We start from the raw sequence: 15253 nt of genomic DNA, 5'->3' as shown, positions 1-15253 counted from the left end.
TCGGCGGCTCGTCTACTCGACCACCGCGGGCGCCGTCGTCCTCGCGGTCTGGGCGCGCGCGGCGCACCCGGCGACCCCGAACGCGAGCGCCAGCGTCACCAGCGCCAGCACCGGGTAGCCGGCAAGGTCGACGACCACACCGGCGAGCGCCCCGGCCGAGGCCGCCGTGACGCCCATGACCAGGTCGGAGGTGCCCTGCACGTGCGTGCGCGAGTCGAGCGGCGCGTGCTCGGCGACCATCGTCGACGCCGAGACCATCGCGAACGACCAGCCGAGCCCGAGCAGGAACAGCCCGGCGGTGACCTGCCACGACATCCCGTCCGGCGACGAGGCGCACAGCAGGAGCGCCACGACCAGCACCAGTCCGCCGATGCCGAGCACCAGCGGCCGTCCCACCCGGTCGGCGAGCATGCCGACCAGGGGGGAGAACGCGAACATCCCGAGGACGTGGACACTGATCACCAGGCCGATCACGTCGAGCTCGGCGCCGCCGTGCTGCATGTGGAGCGGCGTCATCACCATCACGCTGATCATCGCGGCGTGCGCGAGGGACAGGCCTGCGATCGCGAACCCGATCACCGGCCGCTCGCGCACCGCCCGCCACGCCCGCGAGGCCGAGGATCCCGCGGCGACGTGGCCGACGTTGACCTCACCGGCGTGCTCGCGGGCCACGAAGAGCGGGTCCGGGCGCAGCATGACGAAGGCGACCAGGGCTGCGGCGAGCATGCCGAAGGCGCCGATCGCGAACGGTCCGGTCAGCTCCGGGATGTTCACCGCGTCGGCGAAGGCACCGGAAGGACCGGTCAGGTTGGGTCCGAGGACGGCGCCGATCGTGGTCGCCCAGACGACCACCGACAGCGAGCGCGCCCGGTTGGAGTCGTCGGCGAGGTCGGTGGCGGCGAACCTGGCCGCGCTGTTGGCCGACGTCCCGGCCCCGAGCAGGACGGCGCCGACGAGAAGGAGCACCATCGAGCCCACCACGCCGGCGAGCACGGCGAGGCCGCCCCCCGCCGCGCCGAGGAGGTAGCCGGTGGTCAGCCCGATCCGGCGGCCGCGGCGTGCCATGACGGTCGCGAGCAGGAACGAGATGACCGCCGCGCCGAGCACCTGCGCGGTCTGGACGAGCCCAGAGAGCGCCTCCGAGCCCGAGATGTCCTTGGCGAGCAGCGAGGCGGTGGCGATGCCGATCGTGATGCCGAGGGCTCCCACTGCCTGGGTCAGCACGAGCACCCGGACGGTCCGGCGCTGCACCACGGCGATCTCCGCCGTCTGCTCGACCGGTGTGGGCGCCGCGGCGGTCATCGCTCACTCATGGGGAGCTCGAGGGTCCGCCAGACCGCGGTCCAGACCTCTTTCGGTGGCACCCCGGCCCGGAGCGCCTCGACGGCCGTCCGGTGGCCGAGGTCGCCGATGACCTGTTGCTCCGCCCAGGTGCGCGAGTACGCCGGCCCGAGGTGCTGGTCGAGCCTGGCCCAGAACTCGGTGTGCCTCACCCTGACGACCCGGACTCGACCCAGCGCACGTCCCACAGGTGGTGGACCACGTCGTGCAGGTGGTAGCGACCCAGCGAGTCGACCGTGAACACGCTGCCGTTGCTCCGGGTGCCGCGCCGCTCCCAGTCGTCGCCGGCCACGCCGTCGTAGGCCGCCGCGACCTCTTCGGCGGCCGCCACCAGCTCGGGCGCCACCCGGGCGGGGTCCTGCAGGTCGTAGCGGTCCGCGAGCGCGGTCTCGTCCTGGTCCCAATTGGCGAAGGTGGGGTCGTCCTCGCTGAGCATCAGGCCCACCCGCCCGGCGAAGGTCCGGTGCACGTCGCGGACGTGAGCGGCGTACTCCGTCGGCGACCACACCGTCGGCTCCGGCCGCTGCGTCGCCTCCGGCGTCGCCAGCACCCGCTGCCACGCGGCCGCGTTGTCGCGGATCATCGCGCCCACGTCGGAGCGGTCGACGCCGCCGGCGTCGAATCCGCAGTCCTCACAGGCGCGGTCGAGGACCCAGGTCCAGTCCTTGGTGTCGGGTGCGATCTCAGGGGGCGTGCTCACGCCCACATCTTCGCAACCCCCGGGGACAGCCGCGACCGCAATCCTCGCCACCGGGCCACGATCCACTGCCAAGGCTCCGCACCACGTCCGCCGACGCGCCTCCGATCCTCGTCGGCCGACCCACGTCGGCGGGCTCCCGCAAACCCCTGCCGACGGACGCGACGCGGGCTCACACTGTGAACGAGGCCGGACCCGATGGCCGCGACTGGAGGCAGTGATGGTGACCGTGGCCGCCGTACAGGCAACTCCCGTGTTCCTCGATCGCGAGGCGACCGCGGACAAGGTGTGCTCGCTGGTCAAGGAAGCGGCCGCGTCGGGTGCCGAGCTCATCGTCTTCGGGGAGTCGTTCATCCCTGCCTATCCCGACTGGGTGTGGCGCACCCCGGCATGGAGCGACTCCGACTTCGTGAAGCGCCTCTACGCGAATGCCGTGAGCGTCCCGGGCCCGGTGCTGCAACGCATCGGGGAGGCCGCGGCAGCCGCGAACGCGTACGTCGTGGTCGGCGTGACCGAGGTCGACGGTGGCACGCTCTACAACACGCTTCTCTACATCGGCCCGGACGGGCGGCTCCTGCAGCGGCACCGCAAGCTGATGCCGACCGGCGGGGAGCGGACGGTCTGGGGCATGGGCGACGGCTCCGAGCTCGGCGTGGTGAGCACGCCGTTCGGCGTCGTCGGAGGGCTGCTGTGCTGGGAGAACTACATGCCGCTGGCACGGGCGGCGATCTACGCGCAGCACTGCGACATCTACCTGGCTCCGACCTGGGACGACACCTGGGTCGGCACGCTGCAGCACATCGCCAAGGAGGGCAGGCAGTACGTCATCGGTGTGGCGCCGCTGCTGCGCGGCTCCGACGTGCCCGAGGACCTGCGCGGGACGCTCTACGGCCTGGAGGAGGACTGGATGTCGCGCGGCCTCACCACCATCGTTGCGCCGGGCGGCAAGGTGATCGCGGGACCGGTCGTGGAGCGTGAGGAGATCCTCTACGCCGACCTGGACCTGACCGCCGTGCAGCAGCAGCGGCGCATGTTCGACCCCGTGGGTCACTACTCGCGACCCGACGTCTTCACGCTCAACGTCGACACCCGGGCGAAGAGCTCGGTCGTCTTCGATGAGGGCTCTTCTGCCTGATCCGCTGCCTCTCCAGTCGGGAGGGTCAGATCGAACCGAGGATCCGCGCTCGTTGGGCCTCGTACTCATCTGCGGTGATCTGGTCGGCGCGGTGGAGGGCGTCGAGCTCCTCCAGCCGCGCGGACACGTCCGGCACCCGGGCCGGCTCGCCGTGCGCAGCCGCCGTTGTGGTCCCGGCCACGGGCTCGTCCCAGCGGATCTCCATCGCGGTGGGGTTGTCGGGCCCGGCCACCAGGGCCCGGAACCCGTCGCCGACCCGTAGCGAGCCCATCGCGGTGAACGGCACGGTGGCCTTCTTGGTGACGTCGTACGGCGGGAGCTCGGTGGCCCCGTCCGGCTCGACGCGGAGCTCGAACTCCAGGCGCGGTCGCTCGTTGATGAACGTGCCGGTCTCCCGCACGGACTTGACCCACAGCGTGGCGGGGACCTCCGTCTCGGGTGCCAGCTCGGCCACGGCCTGGAGGGATGCGCCGGCGAGGTACATGGCCGCGCTGATGACGCCGATGCCCAGTGCCAGGCCACCGACGACGATCGGGAGCCATCGCCAGTTCTCGTCCTCGCCGCCGATCCCGAGCAGCAGGATCCCGACGGCCAGGGAAGGAATGCCCAGGAGCAGCCACAGCATGGTCCCGACGGCGAAGGTGCGTCCGTCGATCGAGGGACGCCGCTGGGCGGAGCCCTCCTCGGCGGTGGTCCCTGCCGCGGCCTCTGACGTCGCCTCTGCCTGGGTGCTCGCCTGGAGGTCCTTGATCCGCTGCCCGTACATCCGCATCAGCGGACCGAGCAGCATCCAGAACGCGCCGATCCCGATCAGACCAGGGGCGCCGAGCACGATCCCGATGAGCGCGGTGATCACGCCGAGTGCAGCCAGCTTCATGGCAGCAGACGGTACCGGCCGGAGCGGCTCATCTTGTGTGTTCGCGTGCCGCGTGACCGACCGGTCCGGTCAGGCCTGGTAGTCGAAGATCTGCTCGGGCGGCGGGAAGCCGGCGGCCAGGTCGATCCCGTGCACATGGAGACAGTGCGCCCTGAACCACACGTCGAACGGCTCGTCGGACCCGCCGATGCCTGCCAGCGCCTTGCCGAGGTCCTCGGCCTCGAGGAGGACCACGGCGACGTCGCCCTCCGACGTCGGTTGGATCCAGACCGACTCTCGCGTGATGCCGAGCTCCCGTCGGGATGCCTGGTGGTCCGCCGCGCGGTCGCCGTGCCAGCACGACTGCATCGCCGAGCGGTCGACGTCGGTCATGCCGGGCAACAGCGGGACGGTGAACGCGATGCTCTGGGTGCTCATGGGACTGCCTCCTGGTTGCGAGCGGTCGGACGGCTGGGACGGCCTGTCCGGTGTGTCCCCGCGGAGGGCGAGGCCACGACCAGCGTCGGCGCCAGGACCCCTCTGCCACATCCCGCGGAACCTGGGATGTTTTCTGCACGTGACTTGTTGCCGTCCCCGCAACCGTGCGGATAATCCTGGATGGCCGGATGGGACGCAGATCGGCTGACGCGCGAGGTCGAGCGGCTGGCGCTCCGCGGGCTGCCCCGCGACCAGCTCCACGCCGAGCTGGCCGCACGCATCCGCCGCGCGGTCCGCGTCGACGCGGCCTGCTGGCACGGCCTGGATCCCCGCACCCTGCTGATGACGACGGCCGACCCGGTCGAGCTCCTCGGGAAGGGCTACCTGGCCCCGGAGGACGAGCCGGCCGCGGCGCGCGCGGTCCTGGCCAGCGAGTACGACCGCGACGACTTCAACGGGTTCGCTGTCCTCGCCCGGCGCCGAGCACCGGTGGGTCTGCTGAGCGAGAGCACACGGGGTCGACCGGAGCGCAGCGCGCGGTTCCGGGAGTACCTGGCTCCTCACGACCTGCCGTACGAGCTGCGCGTCGCCTTCGTCAGCCGTGGCCGGGCCTGGGGATGCGTGGTGCTCCACCGCTCCGACGGTCCGGACTTCTCAACGCAGGAGGTACGCACCCTGGCTCGCCAGTCGCGCCCGATAGCCGAGGCGCTCCGCGCCTCGCTCCGGGTCGACGCGGCGCTGCGGGACGACCACGGGCACGCGCCCGGCATGGTCCTCCTCGGACGCAGGAACGAGATCCAGCTCGTGACCCCGCCTGCCGAGGCGCTCCTGGACCGGCTGGGAGGCCAGAGCCCGGCGACGCTCGAGCCGGTACCGCTGCCCGTGCTCACCGTGGCCGCGATGGCCCGCCGGAACTCCCGGTCGGACGCGCCCGGTCCGGTACCCAGTCTCCAGGTCCCGACCGGGGGTGGATGGTTGTCCCTGCACGCGGCGGTTCCCCGCGGCGCTGACCACGGCAATGTGGCCGTCGTCATCCAACCCGCGGGGGCCGGCGCGTCCGTCGGGCTCGAGCTGGAGGCGTACGGACTGACGGGCCGCGAACGTGAGGTGGCGTGGCTCGGGGTGACGGGCGTCTCCACCGCCACCATCGCCGAACAGCTGTCACTGTCGCCCTGGACGGTGCAGGACCACCTCAAGGCCGCGTTCGAGAAGACCGGCACCCACAGCAGACGGGAGCTGCGGTCGAAGGTCTTCTACGAGGAGTACCTCCCCGCCATCGGGAGCCACGCCCCGCTCGACGCCGGCGGGTCGCTCATCCCCCGTGTCAGCAGTCGAACACCACCGACGTAGTGGTGGCGAGGCTGTCGGCGTCACCGGCATAGCGGGCGGCGACGCGGCAGGTCGTCGTGGCGGCCGGGTTGGCGAAGGTCGCCGAGAAGTCGCCGTACGTGGTGAGCGTGACGTCGAGCCGCTGGACCAGGCGGAACCTGACGCCGTCGTGGCGCTGGAGGTCGACCCTCACCACCTGGCCGGGGTTGGCGTTGAAGAGCTCGCCCCGGACGGTGATCTTCGCTGCGGTCACCGCCGCGACGTTGACCGAGGCGTACGACGACGCCGCGGCGGCGGTGGGCAGCGGTTGCCAGGCCGGGGCCGTGTCGGACTCCGGTCCGGTCTTGGGCACCCGCCGGACGTCGCGGCCGTCGGGCCGCGCCGTGAAGAGGTCCGGGCCGTTGGGTGCGGTGAAGCCGCTGGAGGAGAAGACCACCCGGTCGCCCTCGGGCGACCAGGCCGGGCCGGTCCCGCCTCCCGTGACGATGGCCGTCTGCTGGGTCCCGTTGCGGTTCATGGTCCAGATCTGGCCGCTGCGCTCGTAGACCAGCCGCAGGCCGTCCGGAGACCAGTCCGGGGTCTTCTCGGTGGTGAGGGCGCCGGACGTCGCCGTCAGCTGGCGCTTGTTGGCGCCACTGGCGCTCATCACCCAGATGTCCCCTGCCCGCACGTAGGCGATCGTGTTGCCGGTCGGCGACCAGGCCGGGCTGATGCCGGCGGCCGGGAGCGCGGGATCATGGGTGAGGTTGCGCTTGCCGGCGCCCGTCGTGGCGTCCATGACCCAGACGTCGCCCTGGTAGACGTAGGCGATCTTGGTGCCGTCCGGCGACCACGTGGGCTCGGTGCCCGCTTGTCCGGAGTCGGTGCCGTCGGCCAGCGGAGTCAGGTTGGTGAGTCCCGAGCCGTCGGCGTTGACGACCCAGATGTCCAGGTGCGCCCCGTCACGGGTGCTGGAGAAGGCCAGCCGCGTGCCGTCGGGTGACCAGGACAGGTCCTGGTCCCGGGCGGGGTCGTTGGTGAGGTTGGTGCGCGACGTCCCGTCGGGGGCGATCGTGTAGATGTCCAGGGTGTCCTCGTGGTCGGGGTTCTGCGCGACGTAGGCGATGACTCCCTCGGCGCCGGGCGACGTGGCGACCGCGGGCGAGAGCGGGACGAGGGTGCTCGATGCCGCGCCGAGCAGGACGGCGGCTCCCCCGGCGAGGGCGTGGTGGCGGAGTGTCATGGCGATGCCTTCCTTCGGCGGTCGATTCTTCGCCAGGGTTGCCGTCCGCGCTCAAGAAACGCTCAAAGTGGCTCCGGAGACGACTGCCGGTTCGCGCTCACAACAGGCGTCGGACTGCCACACTCGAGGTCGTGGCCGACACCGACTACGCCCAGGGCGACTACCGAGTCGTCGCTGAACGGCTCCGTCCGGCCACACTCGACCTGGTCGCTTGGTGCGACCCTCAGTCGGGGTCGATCGTCCTGGATTCGGCCTCCGGCACGGGCAACGTCGCGCTTGCCTGCGCCGGACGCGGGTGCCGGGCGGTGGCCCTCGACCTTGAGATCGCGCTGTTGCGGACGCTGCCACCGCCTGCCGCAGGCGGCGTCCCCACCGTGGTCGGCGACGTCATGGCGCTCCCGCTGGCGTCAGACGCGGTCGATCACGTGCTCTCGACGTTCGGGATGGTGTACGCACCTGATCCCGCGCGCGTGATGAGCGAAGCGACCCGCGTGTGCCGACCAGGGGGCTTCGTCGCGCTCAGCAGCTGGGCCGAAGACGGCTTCCAGCCCCGCGCTCGCGCTCTGCTGGCCCGGACCGAGGCGGCGGCGGGCGAGTACGTGCCAGAGATCCCGCCCGCGTGGACCTCCATCGAATCGCTCCGACGGACGCTCTCCCCGGCCGGCGACGTCGAGGTACGTCGCGGTCGGCTGGAGAACCGCTTCCCCAGCGCGGCGGCGTGGTGGGAGCTGGCCTCCACGTCGGCACCGCCCGTCGTGGCGGCCCGGTCGAGACTGACGCGGTCGGCGTACGTCGAACTGGGTGAACGCCTGCAAGCGCTCGTGGACGAGTGCTCGGAGCACGGTGACGGAGAGCTGATCCTTCGCGAGGAGTACCTCCTGGCCCGGGTGCGGGTCCGCTGATGGCCGACGTCTCCGTGCGCGCGTCCGCCTGCCAGGATGTGCGACGTGGTGGAGCCGACGATCCGGGACGCGACCGCGGTCGATGCCGCCGCGTGCGCCGCGATCTACGGGCACTACGTCCGGGTCACTCCGGCGACGTTCGAGCTCGAGCCGCCTTCGGTCGAGGAGATCGGCAGGCGGATCGCGGCGTGCCAGGCGGGTCATGCCTTTCTCGTCGCGGAGACCGACGGCGTGGTCACGGGGTTCGCCTACGGCACCCGCTTCGCCGAGCGGCCGGCGTACCGCTGGTCGTGCGAGGTGAGCGTCTACCTCGACCCGGAGCGGGTCGGTGGGGGCACCGGGAGCGCGCTGTACGCCGCGCTGCTCGAGCGGCTGCAGGCGCGCGGGTTCCACGTCGTGTTCGCCAAGGTCGCGCAGCCCAACGACGCGAGCAACGCGCTGCACGCGCGGTTCGGTTTCGAGCGGGTCGGGCTGCTGCGGCGGGTCGGCTTCAAGCTCGGTGGGTGGCACGACGTTGCGATCCTGCAGCGGGACCTGGTGCCGCCGATGCCTAGCCCGATGGAGCCTGCGTAGCCTCGCCCGCCACCCAGACCTGCCGCACCAGCGGAACGCCGGGCCGGTAGGCGAGGTGCAGGTGGCTCGGCGCACCGAGGAGTACGGCGTCCGCCCGCCTTCCCAGCGCCAGCGCGCCGACGTCCGCGCGCCCGAGCGCGGCCGCGCCGCCGGCGGTCGCTGCGTGCACGGCCTCCGCGGGTGTCATGCCCATCTCCCGCACGGCGAGCGCGATGCAGAGCGGGATCGAGCTGGTGTAGGACGAGCCCGGGTTGCAGTCGCTGGCGAGTGCGACCCGGACGCCGGCGTCGAGCAGGCGACGGGCGTCGGGGTAGGGCTGCCGGGTCGAGAACTCGACGCCGGGGAGCAGGGTCGCGACCGTGCCCGACTCCCGGAGTGCGTCGACGTCGGCGTCGGTGAGGTAGGTGCAGTGGTCGACCGCGGTCAGCCCGAGCTCGGCGGCGAGCGCGACACCAGGCCCGCGCCCGAGCTGGTTGGCGTGCAGACGGCCGCGCAGGCCGGCCGCAGCTCCGGCCGCCAGCACCGCACGGGCCTGGTCTACGTCGAAGGCGCCGGTCTCGCAGAACGCGTCGATCCACCGGGCGTGCGGTGCTGCCGCGGCGAGCATGGGGCCGGTGACCAGCTCGACGTAGCCGGCCGGGTCGCCGGCGTACTCCTGCGGCACGACGTGGGCCCCGAGGAACGTCGTCTCGTCGGTGAACCGCGCCGCCACCTCCAACGACCGCGCCTCGTCGGCGACGGTGAGGCCGTAGCCGGACTTGATCTCGACCGTCGTCGTGCCCTGCCGCCGCATCTCTGCCACCAGTCGCTCGACGTTGGCGGCGAGGGCGTCGTCGGTGGCGGCGCGGGTGGCCGCCACGGTGGTGCGGATCCCGCCGGCGGCGTACCGCTCCCCCGCCATCCGCGCGCGGAACTCCTCGGCCCGGTCGCCGGCGAACACCAGGTGGCTGTGGCTGTCCACGAACCCGGGCAGCACCGCGCCACCCCCCGCGTCGACGACCTGGTCCGCCGCGGGCGCGTCGGCTGCGTCGCCGACCCAGGCGACGACCCCCTCGTCGAGGACCAGGGCGGCGTCCGAGCGGAGGCCGAGCAGGTCGTCGGCGTCCGGGTCGTTGGTGACCAGCTCGCCGACGTTGGTGATGAGGGTGCTCATCCGGGGTGAGTTCATTGCCACACCTTCTCGATCGCGGCCTCGAGGTGATGGCCGACCCGCGCATGGTCGCCGTCGAAGAGCACGCGCCCGTCGACCACCACCTCCGCGACGTCGGCAGCGGTGGCCGCGAAGACGGTGGCGTGCTCGTCGGCGCCGGCGCCGGCGGTCCGGGGGCTGACCGGATCGATCGCGACAGCGCCGGCGCCGGCCGGGTCGAGCCCGAGCGAGGCGTGGCCGTGCGTCGTGGCGCAGTCGAGCAGCGCCCGGGCCGTCCAGTGCCCGCGCACTCCCGTCCGCAGCCGGTCGTGCATCTCGACGCCGCGCATCTCCTCGAACAGGTCGACGACCGCGTGGCTGTCGCTGCCGAGGGAGATCCGGGTCCCGGCGGCGCGGAGGTCGGCACCCCGGCCGAGGCCGTCCGCCAGGTCCCGCTCCGTCGTCGGGCACAGGCACACGAAGCACCCCGCGTCGCCGATGGTCCGGACGTCGTCGTCGGTCACGTGCGTCGCGTGGACCAGCGTCGTCCGCGGGCCGAGCACGCCGGCGTCGGCGAGCAGCGCGGTCGGGGTGACGCCGTACGCCGCCCGGCAGGCGTCGTTCTCGGCCGGCTGCTCGGACAGGTGGACGTGGAGCGGGCGGTCCGCCGCCCACGCCGCGACGATGCCCATCTGGTCGGCGGGGACGGCACGCACGCTGTGGATCGCCGCGCCCACCCGGTCGTCGTCGAACGCGGCAACCCGCTCCGCCCAAGCGTCGGCCGAGCCGTCGCTGAACCTCCGTTGCACGCCCTCCGCAGGCTGCCCGATCGCCGCCGTCAGGTAGCAGGTGTCGAGCAACCGGATCCGGATGCCGACGTCGTCGGCCGCCGCGAGCACGGCGCGTCCCATCTCGTTGGGGTCCTCGTACGGCGTCCCGTCGGGCTGGTGGTGGAGGTAGTGGAACTCCCCCACCGCGGTGATCCCGCCGGCCAGCATCTCGGCGTACACCGCGCGGGCGAGGTCGAAGTAGAGGTCCGGCGTGACACGCGCGGCGAGGTCGTACATCTGCTCGCGCCAGGTCCAGAAGCTGCCCGTGCCCTGCTGCGTGCGTCCGCGCAGCGCCCGGTGGAACGCGTGCGAGTGGGCGTTCGCCATCCCGGGGACGGTCAGCCCCCTCGATCCACTCACGACACGAGCCTCGTCAGCGCGGTCGCCAGCGCCTCCACTCCGACCTCGCAGTCGGCGGTCTCGGCGAACTCCTCGGGCGAGTGCGAGACGCCGGTCGGGTTGCGGACGAAGAGCATCGCGGACGGGATCCCGGCGGCCTGGAGCACACCGGCGTCGTGGCCGGCCTGGGTCGGCAGCACCGGCAGATCCGCCGCGACGGCTGCCGTGAGCGGCGGGTCGAAGGAGACCTCTCCGGTGACCGACTCCGCGGTGACGTCGAGCCGGGTGCCGTCGCGCTCCGCCCGCTCGGCGGCCTGTTTCTCGACGGCAGCCACGAGGTCCGCGAGGGCGGCGTCGGAGTCGGCGCGGGCATCGAGCCATGCGGTGACGCGGGAGGGTACGGCGTTGGTGCCGTTGGGGTGGGCCTCGATCCGACCGAAGGTCGCGCGCTGACCGGCCAGCCGGGCCTGCTTGTTGGCGGCGAGCGCGGTCATCGCGTAGGTGAGCATCGGGTCGGCGCGGTCCTCCATCCGGGTGGTCCCGGCATGGTCGGCGCGACCGGTGACGTCGAAGCGCCAGCGCCCGTGCGGCCAGATCCCGCTCGCCACCCCGACCGGCGCGGACCGGTCGACGAGCCCGCGGCCCTGCTCGACGTGCAGCTCGACGAACTGCCCCACCTGCTGCAGCCACGGCGTCGGCGGGCCGCCGGTGACCAGGTCGCCGAGGCGTACGCCGTCGCGGTCGGTCAGGCCTGCCACGTCCTCCCAGGCCGCCGCCCCGGTGGCCAGCCGCGAGCCGAGGCAGGCCCGCCCGAAACGGGACCCCTCCTCCTCGACGAACACCCCGACCCCGAGGGGACGCGCCGGCTCCACACCGCGCTCACGCATCAGGTCGATCGCCGCCAGCGCGGAGACCACACCGAGCGGTCCGTCGTACGCACCGCCGTCGAGGACGCTGTCGAGGTGGCTGCCGGTGAGCACGGCACCGCCGCTGGCGGGGTCGCCCCACCACGCCACGAGGTTGCCGAAGGGGTCCTCGTGGACCGCGAGCCCGCGGGCGGCGGCCTGCTCGCGGAACCAAGCCCGGAGCTCGAGCTCGGCGCTCGCCCAGGGCTGACGGAAGTAGCCGCCGGAGGAGGCGGAGCGTCCGATCGGCGCGAGGTCGCGCCACATCGCCTCGAACGTCATCGGGGGATCTTCACGCCCCGCTCGGCCGCGACCTCGTCCGCGCGGTCGTAGCCGGCGTCGACGTGCCGGATCACGCCCATGCCCGGGTCGTTGGTGAGCACCCGCTCGATCTTCTGCGCCGCGAGCTCGGTGCCGTCGGCGACGCACACCTGTCCGGCATGGATCGAGCGTCCCATGCCGACCCCGCCACCGTGGTGGATCGACACCCAGGTCGCGCCCGACGCCGTGTTGACCAGCGCATTGAGCAGCGGCCAGTCGGCGATGGCGTCGGAGCCGTCGATCATGCCCTCGGTCTCGCGGTACGGCGAGGCGACCGAACCGCAGTCGAGGTGGTCGCGGCCGATCACGACCGGCGCCTTCAGCTCGCCGGACGCGACCATCTCGTTGAACCTGAGGCCGGCGAGGTGCCGCTCGCCGTAGCCGAGCCAGCAGATCCGCGCGGGCAGGCCCTGGTAGTGGACCCGCTCCTGGGCCAGGGTGATCCACTTCCTCAGTCGTGCGTTGTCGGGGAACAGCTCGAGGATGGCGCGGTCGGTCGCGGCGATGTCGGCAGGGTCGCCGGACAGCGCGGCCCAGCGGAACGGGCCCTTGCCCTCGCAGAACAGCGGCCGGATGTACGCCGGCACGAACCCCGGGAAGTCGAACGCCCGGTCGAAGCCACCCTTGCGCGCCTCGTCGCGGATCGAGTTGCCGTAGTCGAAGACCTCCGCGCCCTTGTCGAGGAAGCCGACCATGGCCGCGACGTGGGTCGCCATCGACGCCTGCGCCGCCTTGGTGAAACCGACCGGGTCGGTGGTGCGCTGTGCCTCCCAGTTCTCGAACTCCACGCCGACCGGCAGGTAGAACAGCGGGTCGTGCGCCGAGGTCTGGTCGGTGACGATGTCGACGGCGACGTCCATCTCCAGCAGTCGCGGCAGCAGCTCGGCCGCGTTGCCGAGCACGCCGATCGACAGCGGCGTGCGGGACTCCTTGGCCGCGAGCGCGCGCCGGACGGCGTCGTCGAGGTCGGCTGCCTGCTCGTCGAGGTAGCGGTGCTCGATCCGCCGCGTGATCCGGGACTGGTCGCACTCGATGCAGATCACGACGCCGTCGTTCATTGTGACGGCGAGCGGCTGGGCGCCGCCCATGCCGCCGAGTCCCGCGGTGACGGTGAGCGTGCCGGCAAGGGTCCCGCCGAACCGCTTGTCGGCGACGGCGGCAAAGGTCTCGAAGGTGCCCTGGAGGATGCCCTGGGTGCCGATGTAGATCCACGAGCCGGCGGTCATCTGGCCGTACATGGTCAGCCCGAGGTCCTCGAGCCGGCGGAACTCCTCCCAGTTCGCCCAGTCGCCGACCAGGTTGGAGTTGGCGATCAGCACCCGCGGCACCCACTCGTGGGTGCGCATCACGCCGACCGGCTTGCCGCTCTGCACCAGGAGGGTCTCGTCGGACTCGAGGTCGCGCAGGGTGCGCAGGATCGCGTCGTACGCCTCCCAGCTGCGGGCGGCCTTGCCGGTGCCGCCGTAGACGACGAGGTCGTCGGGACGCTCGGCGACCTCGGGGTCGAGGTTGTTCATGAGCATCCGCAGCGGCGCCTCGGTCTGCCAGGACTTGGCGCTGAGCTCGGTGCCGTGCGGGGCGTGGATCGGCAGTCGGGGGTTGTTCGGCTGTGCGGTCATCGCAGTTCTCCGATCACGGATGCGGCGGCGGCGAGCACCTCGCCGCTGTGGACGAGCGAGACGGCGGTCGCGATCTCGGGCGAGAGGTGACGGTCGGGCCCGGGTCCGGCGATGCCGGCGTCCCGCAGCCGTCGGACGACGGCAGCGGTCGCCGGCGAGGGCTCGAGCGGCGCCCGGATGTCGAGCGCCCGGGCGGCGGTGAGGATCTCGATGGCGACCACCTGGGTGAGGCCGTCGACCGAGCGGCGCAGCTTGCGGGCGGCGGACCAGCCCATCGAGACGTGGTCCTCCTGCATCGCGCTCGACGGGATGGAGTCGACGCTGGCGGGGTTGGCGAGCCGCTTGAGCTCCGAGACGATCGCGGCCTGCGTGTACTGCGCGATCATGTGCCCGCTGTCGACGCCCGGGTCGTCGGCCAGGAACGGCGGCAGTCCGTGGTTGCGGGACTTGTCGAGGAACCGGTCGGTACGCCGTTCGCTGATCGAGGCGACGTCCGCTGCCACGATCGCGAGGAAGTCGAGCACGTAGGCGACCGGTGCGCCGTGGAAATTGCCGTTGCTCTCCAGCCGGCCGTCACGAGACCCATCGAAGACCACCACGGGGTTGTCGACCGCGCTGGCCAGCTCGCGGCCGGCGACGACGGCGGCGTGCTCCACGGTGTCGCGGCCGGCGCCGTGGACCTGCGGGGAGCACCGCAGCGAGTAGGCGTCCTGCACCCGGTTGCAGTCCGGCCCACGGTGCGAGGCGACGACGCCGGAGTCGGCGAGCAGGGCGACCAGGTTGGCGGCCGCGTCGGCCTGTCCGGGGTGCGGCCGCAGCGCCTGGAGCTCCGGCGCGAACACCCGGTCGGTGGCGAGCTGGGCCTCGACCGACATGGCCGCGGCGATGTCGGCGGTGCGTAGCAGCCGGCGGAGGTCGGTGATGGCGAGCACGAGCATGCCGAGCATCCCGTCGGTGCCGTTGATGAGGGCGAGGCCCTCCTTCTCGGCCAGCTCGACCGGCGCGAGCCCGGCGGCGGCGAGCGCGTCGGCGGCGGGGGCCAGGTTGCCGTCGGCGCCACGGACGTCGCCCTCCCCCATCAGCGCGAGCGCGCAGTGTGCCAGCGGCGCCAGGTCGCCGGAGCAGCCGAGCGACCCGTACTCGTAGACCACCGGGGTGATGCCGTTCGTCAGCAGGCCGGCGAGCAGCTCGGCGGTCTCCCGCCGTACGCCGGTGTGGCCGGTCGCCAGCGTCGACAGCCGCAGCAACATCAGGCCGCGGACGACCTCCCGCTCGACCTCCGGTCCCGAGCCGGCTGCGTGCGACCGGACCAGCGAGCGCTGCAGCTGGGTGCGCAGCTCGGGGGCGATGTGCCGGGTGGCGAGCGCGCCGAAGCCGGTCGAGACGCCGTACGCCGGCGTCGCCGACGCCGCGAGCTCCTCGACCACTCCCCGCGCCCGGTCGATCGCCGTCAGTGCCTCCGGGGCCAGCCGGACCGCGGCACCGTCACGCGCGACCGCGACCACGTCGGCGAACGAGACCGGACCGACACCGACCTCGACGTACTTGTGCTCCATGCGCCCATCCAACGCCCCTCGGGGCCGGTCCACCAGCGGCCTGCCGGTGTCGCCGTCTCGG

Annotated in this window: 15 protein-coding genes; 4 read left to right on the top strand and 11 right to left on the bottom strand. The window is 72.7% G+C overall.

Annotated elements, in window-relative coordinates; all coding sequences use genetic code 11:
* Positions 1–12: 12 nt before the first annotated feature.
* Genes SHK19_RS09970 through SHK19_RS09960 form a run of 3 tightly spaced genes read right to left on the bottom strand, consistent with a single transcriptional unit; the run spans position 13 to position 2041 of the window.
* Complete coding sequence (locus SHK19_RS09970) at positions 13–1302, bottom strand: MFS transporter (protein ID WP_322938556.1); 1290 nt, start codon at positions 1300–1302, stop codon at positions 13–15.
* Positions 1299–1493, bottom strand: coding sequence for a DUF3046 domain-containing protein (locus SHK19_RS09965; RefSeq protein WP_322457149.1), 195 nt, complete (start codon positions 1491–1493; stop codon positions 1299–1301). The genes SHK19_RS09970 and SHK19_RS09965 overlap by 4 nt, the downstream gene beginning before the upstream one ends.
* On the bottom strand, positions 1490–2041 hold the full coding sequence (locus SHK19_RS09960) for a DinB family protein (protein WP_322457150.1): 552 nt from the start codon (positions 2039–2041) through the stop codon (positions 1490–1492). The genes SHK19_RS09965 and SHK19_RS09960 overlap by 4 nt, the downstream gene beginning before the upstream one ends.
* A gap of 250 nt (positions 2042–2291) precedes the next feature.
* On the opposite strand from SHK19_RS09960, the gene SHK19_RS09955 reads away from it, so the two are divergent.
* On the top strand, positions 2292–3173 hold the full coding sequence (locus tag SHK19_RS09955; RefSeq protein ID WP_405030469.1) for a carbon-nitrogen hydrolase family protein: 882 nt from the start codon (positions 2292–2294) through the stop codon (positions 3171–3173).
* A gap of 25 nt (positions 3174–3198) precedes the next feature.
* Here the strand turns inward: SHK19_RS09955 and SHK19_RS09950 are convergent, their stop codons facing one another.
* Positions 3199–4050, bottom strand: coding sequence for an SHOCT domain-containing protein (locus tag SHK19_RS09950; RefSeq protein ID WP_322938554.1), 852 nt, complete (start codon positions 4048–4050; stop codon positions 3199–3201).
* 69 nt (positions 4051–4119) lie between these two features.
* Positions 4120–4467 carry a hypothetical protein gene (locus SHK19_RS09945; protein ID WP_322938553.1) on the bottom strand — a complete coding sequence of 116 codons (348 nt, stop codon included), beginning with the start codon at positions 4465–4467 and terminating at the stop codon, positions 4120–4122.
* Between the two features lie 180 nt (positions 4468–4647).
* Here SHK19_RS09945 and SHK19_RS09940 point away from each other — a divergent pair, with 180 nt between their 5' ends.
* Positions 4648–5817 carry a helix-turn-helix transcriptional regulator gene (locus SHK19_RS09940; protein ID WP_322457154.1) on the top strand — a complete coding sequence of 390 codons (1170 nt, stop codon included), beginning with the start codon at positions 4648–4650 and terminating at the stop codon, positions 5815–5817.
* Here SHK19_RS09940 and SHK19_RS09935 read toward each other — a convergent pair.
* A complete protein-coding gene (locus tag SHK19_RS09935; protein ID WP_322938552.1) occupies positions 5792–7018 on the bottom strand; it encodes a TolB family protein in 1227 nt (408 codons plus the stop codon). The genes SHK19_RS09940 and SHK19_RS09935 overlap by 26 nt on opposite strands.
* 131 nt (positions 7019–7149) lie before the next feature.
* Between SHK19_RS09935 and SHK19_RS09930 the strand changes: the two genes are divergently transcribed.
* Positions 7150–7920: a class I SAM-dependent methyltransferase gene (locus SHK19_RS09930; RefSeq protein WP_322938551.1), complete on the top strand. Its 771-nt coding sequence runs from the start codon at positions 7150–7152 to the stop codon at positions 7918–7920.
* 36 nt (positions 7921–7956) lie between these two features.
* Positions 7957–8493: a GNAT family N-acetyltransferase gene (locus SHK19_RS09925; RefSeq protein WP_405030468.1), complete on the top strand. Its 537-nt coding sequence runs from the start codon at positions 7957–7959 to the stop codon at positions 8491–8493.
* Here the strand turns inward: SHK19_RS09925 and hutI are convergent.
* Genes hutI through hutH form a run of 5 tightly spaced genes read right to left on the bottom strand, consistent with a single transcriptional unit; the run spans position 8471 to position 15192 of the window.
* The gene (gene hutI, locus SHK19_RS09920) at positions 8471–9646 is read right to left on the bottom strand and encodes an imidazolonepropionase (protein WP_322938685.1); all 1176 of its coding nucleotides are present in this window, start codon (positions 9644–9646) and stop codon (positions 8471–8473) included. The two genes, SHK19_RS09925 and hutI, sit on opposite strands and share 23 nt — an antisense overlap.
* A gap of 11 nt (positions 9647–9657) precedes the next feature.
* Complete coding sequence (locus tag SHK19_RS09915) at positions 9658–10812, bottom strand: formimidoylglutamate deiminase (protein WP_322938549.1); 1155 nt, start codon at positions 10810–10812, stop codon at positions 9658–9660.
* Complete coding sequence (locus tag SHK19_RS09910) at positions 10809–11978, bottom strand: allantoate amidohydrolase (RefSeq protein ID WP_322938548.1); 1170 nt, start codon at positions 11976–11978, stop codon at positions 10809–10811. Before SHK19_RS09910 ends, SHK19_RS09915 begins: the two co-directional genes overlap by 4 nt.
* The gene (gene hutU / locus SHK19_RS09905) at positions 11975–13636 is read right to left on the bottom strand and encodes a urocanate hydratase (protein WP_322938547.1); all 1662 of its coding nucleotides are present in this window, start codon (positions 13634–13636) and stop codon (positions 11975–11977) included. The genes SHK19_RS09910 and hutU overlap by 4 nt, the downstream gene beginning before the upstream one ends.
* A complete protein-coding gene (gene hutH / locus SHK19_RS09900; RefSeq protein ID WP_322938546.1) occupies positions 13633–15192 on the bottom strand; it encodes a histidine ammonia-lyase in 1560 nt (519 codons plus the stop codon). Before hutH ends, hutU begins: the two co-directional genes overlap by 4 nt.
* Between the last annotated feature and the right edge of the window lie 61 nt (positions 15193–15253).

Source organism: Nocardioides bizhenqiangii (genome assembly GCF_034661235.1).
Taxonomy (GTDB): domain Bacteria; phylum Actinomycetota; class Actinomycetes; order Propionibacteriales; family Nocardioidaceae; genus Nocardioides; species Nocardioides bizhenqiangii.
This window is presented reverse-complemented; position numbering and strand designations above follow the sequence as displayed.

Excerpts from the sequence above, each read along its gene's own strand:
- SHK19_RS09950 (WP_322938554.1), bottom strand. The coding sequence starts at position 4,050 with ATGAAGCTGGCTGCACTCGGCGTGATCACCGCGCTCATCGGGATCGTG.
- SHK19_RS09925 (WP_405030468.1), top strand. The coding sequence starts at position 7,957 with ATGTGCGACGTGGTGGAGCCGACGATCCGGGACGCGACCGCGGTCGAT.
- SHK19_RS09935 (WP_322938552.1), bottom strand. The coding sequence starts at position 7,018 with ATGACACTCCGCCACCACGCCCTCGCCGGGGGAGCCGCCGTCCTGCTC.
- hutI (WP_322938685.1), bottom strand. The coding sequence starts at position 9,646 with ATGAGCACCCTCATCACCAACGTCGGCGAGCTGGTCACCAACGACCCG.
- SHK19_RS09910 (WP_322938548.1), bottom strand. The coding sequence starts at position 11,978 with ATGACGTTCGAGGCGATGTGGCGCGACCTCGCGCCGATCGGACGCTCC.
- hutH (WP_322938546.1), bottom strand. The coding sequence starts at position 15,192 with ATGGAGCACAAGTACGTCGAGGTCGGTGTCGGTCCGGTCTCGTTCGCC.
- SHK19_RS09940 (WP_322457154.1), top strand. The coding sequence starts at position 4,648 with ATGGCCGGATGGGACGCAGATCGGCTGACGCGCGAGGTCGAGCGGCTG.
- SHK19_RS09970 (WP_322938556.1), bottom strand. The coding sequence starts at position 1,302 with ATGACCGCCGCGGCGCCCACACCGGTCGAGCAGACGGCGGAGATCGCC.
- SHK19_RS09945 (WP_322938553.1), bottom strand. The coding sequence starts at position 4,467 with ATGAGCACCCAGAGCATCGCGTTCACCGTCCCGCTGTTGCCCGGCATG.
- hutU (WP_322938547.1), bottom strand. The coding sequence starts at position 13,636 with ATGACCGCACAGCCGAACAACCCCCGACTGCCGATCCACGCCCCGCAC.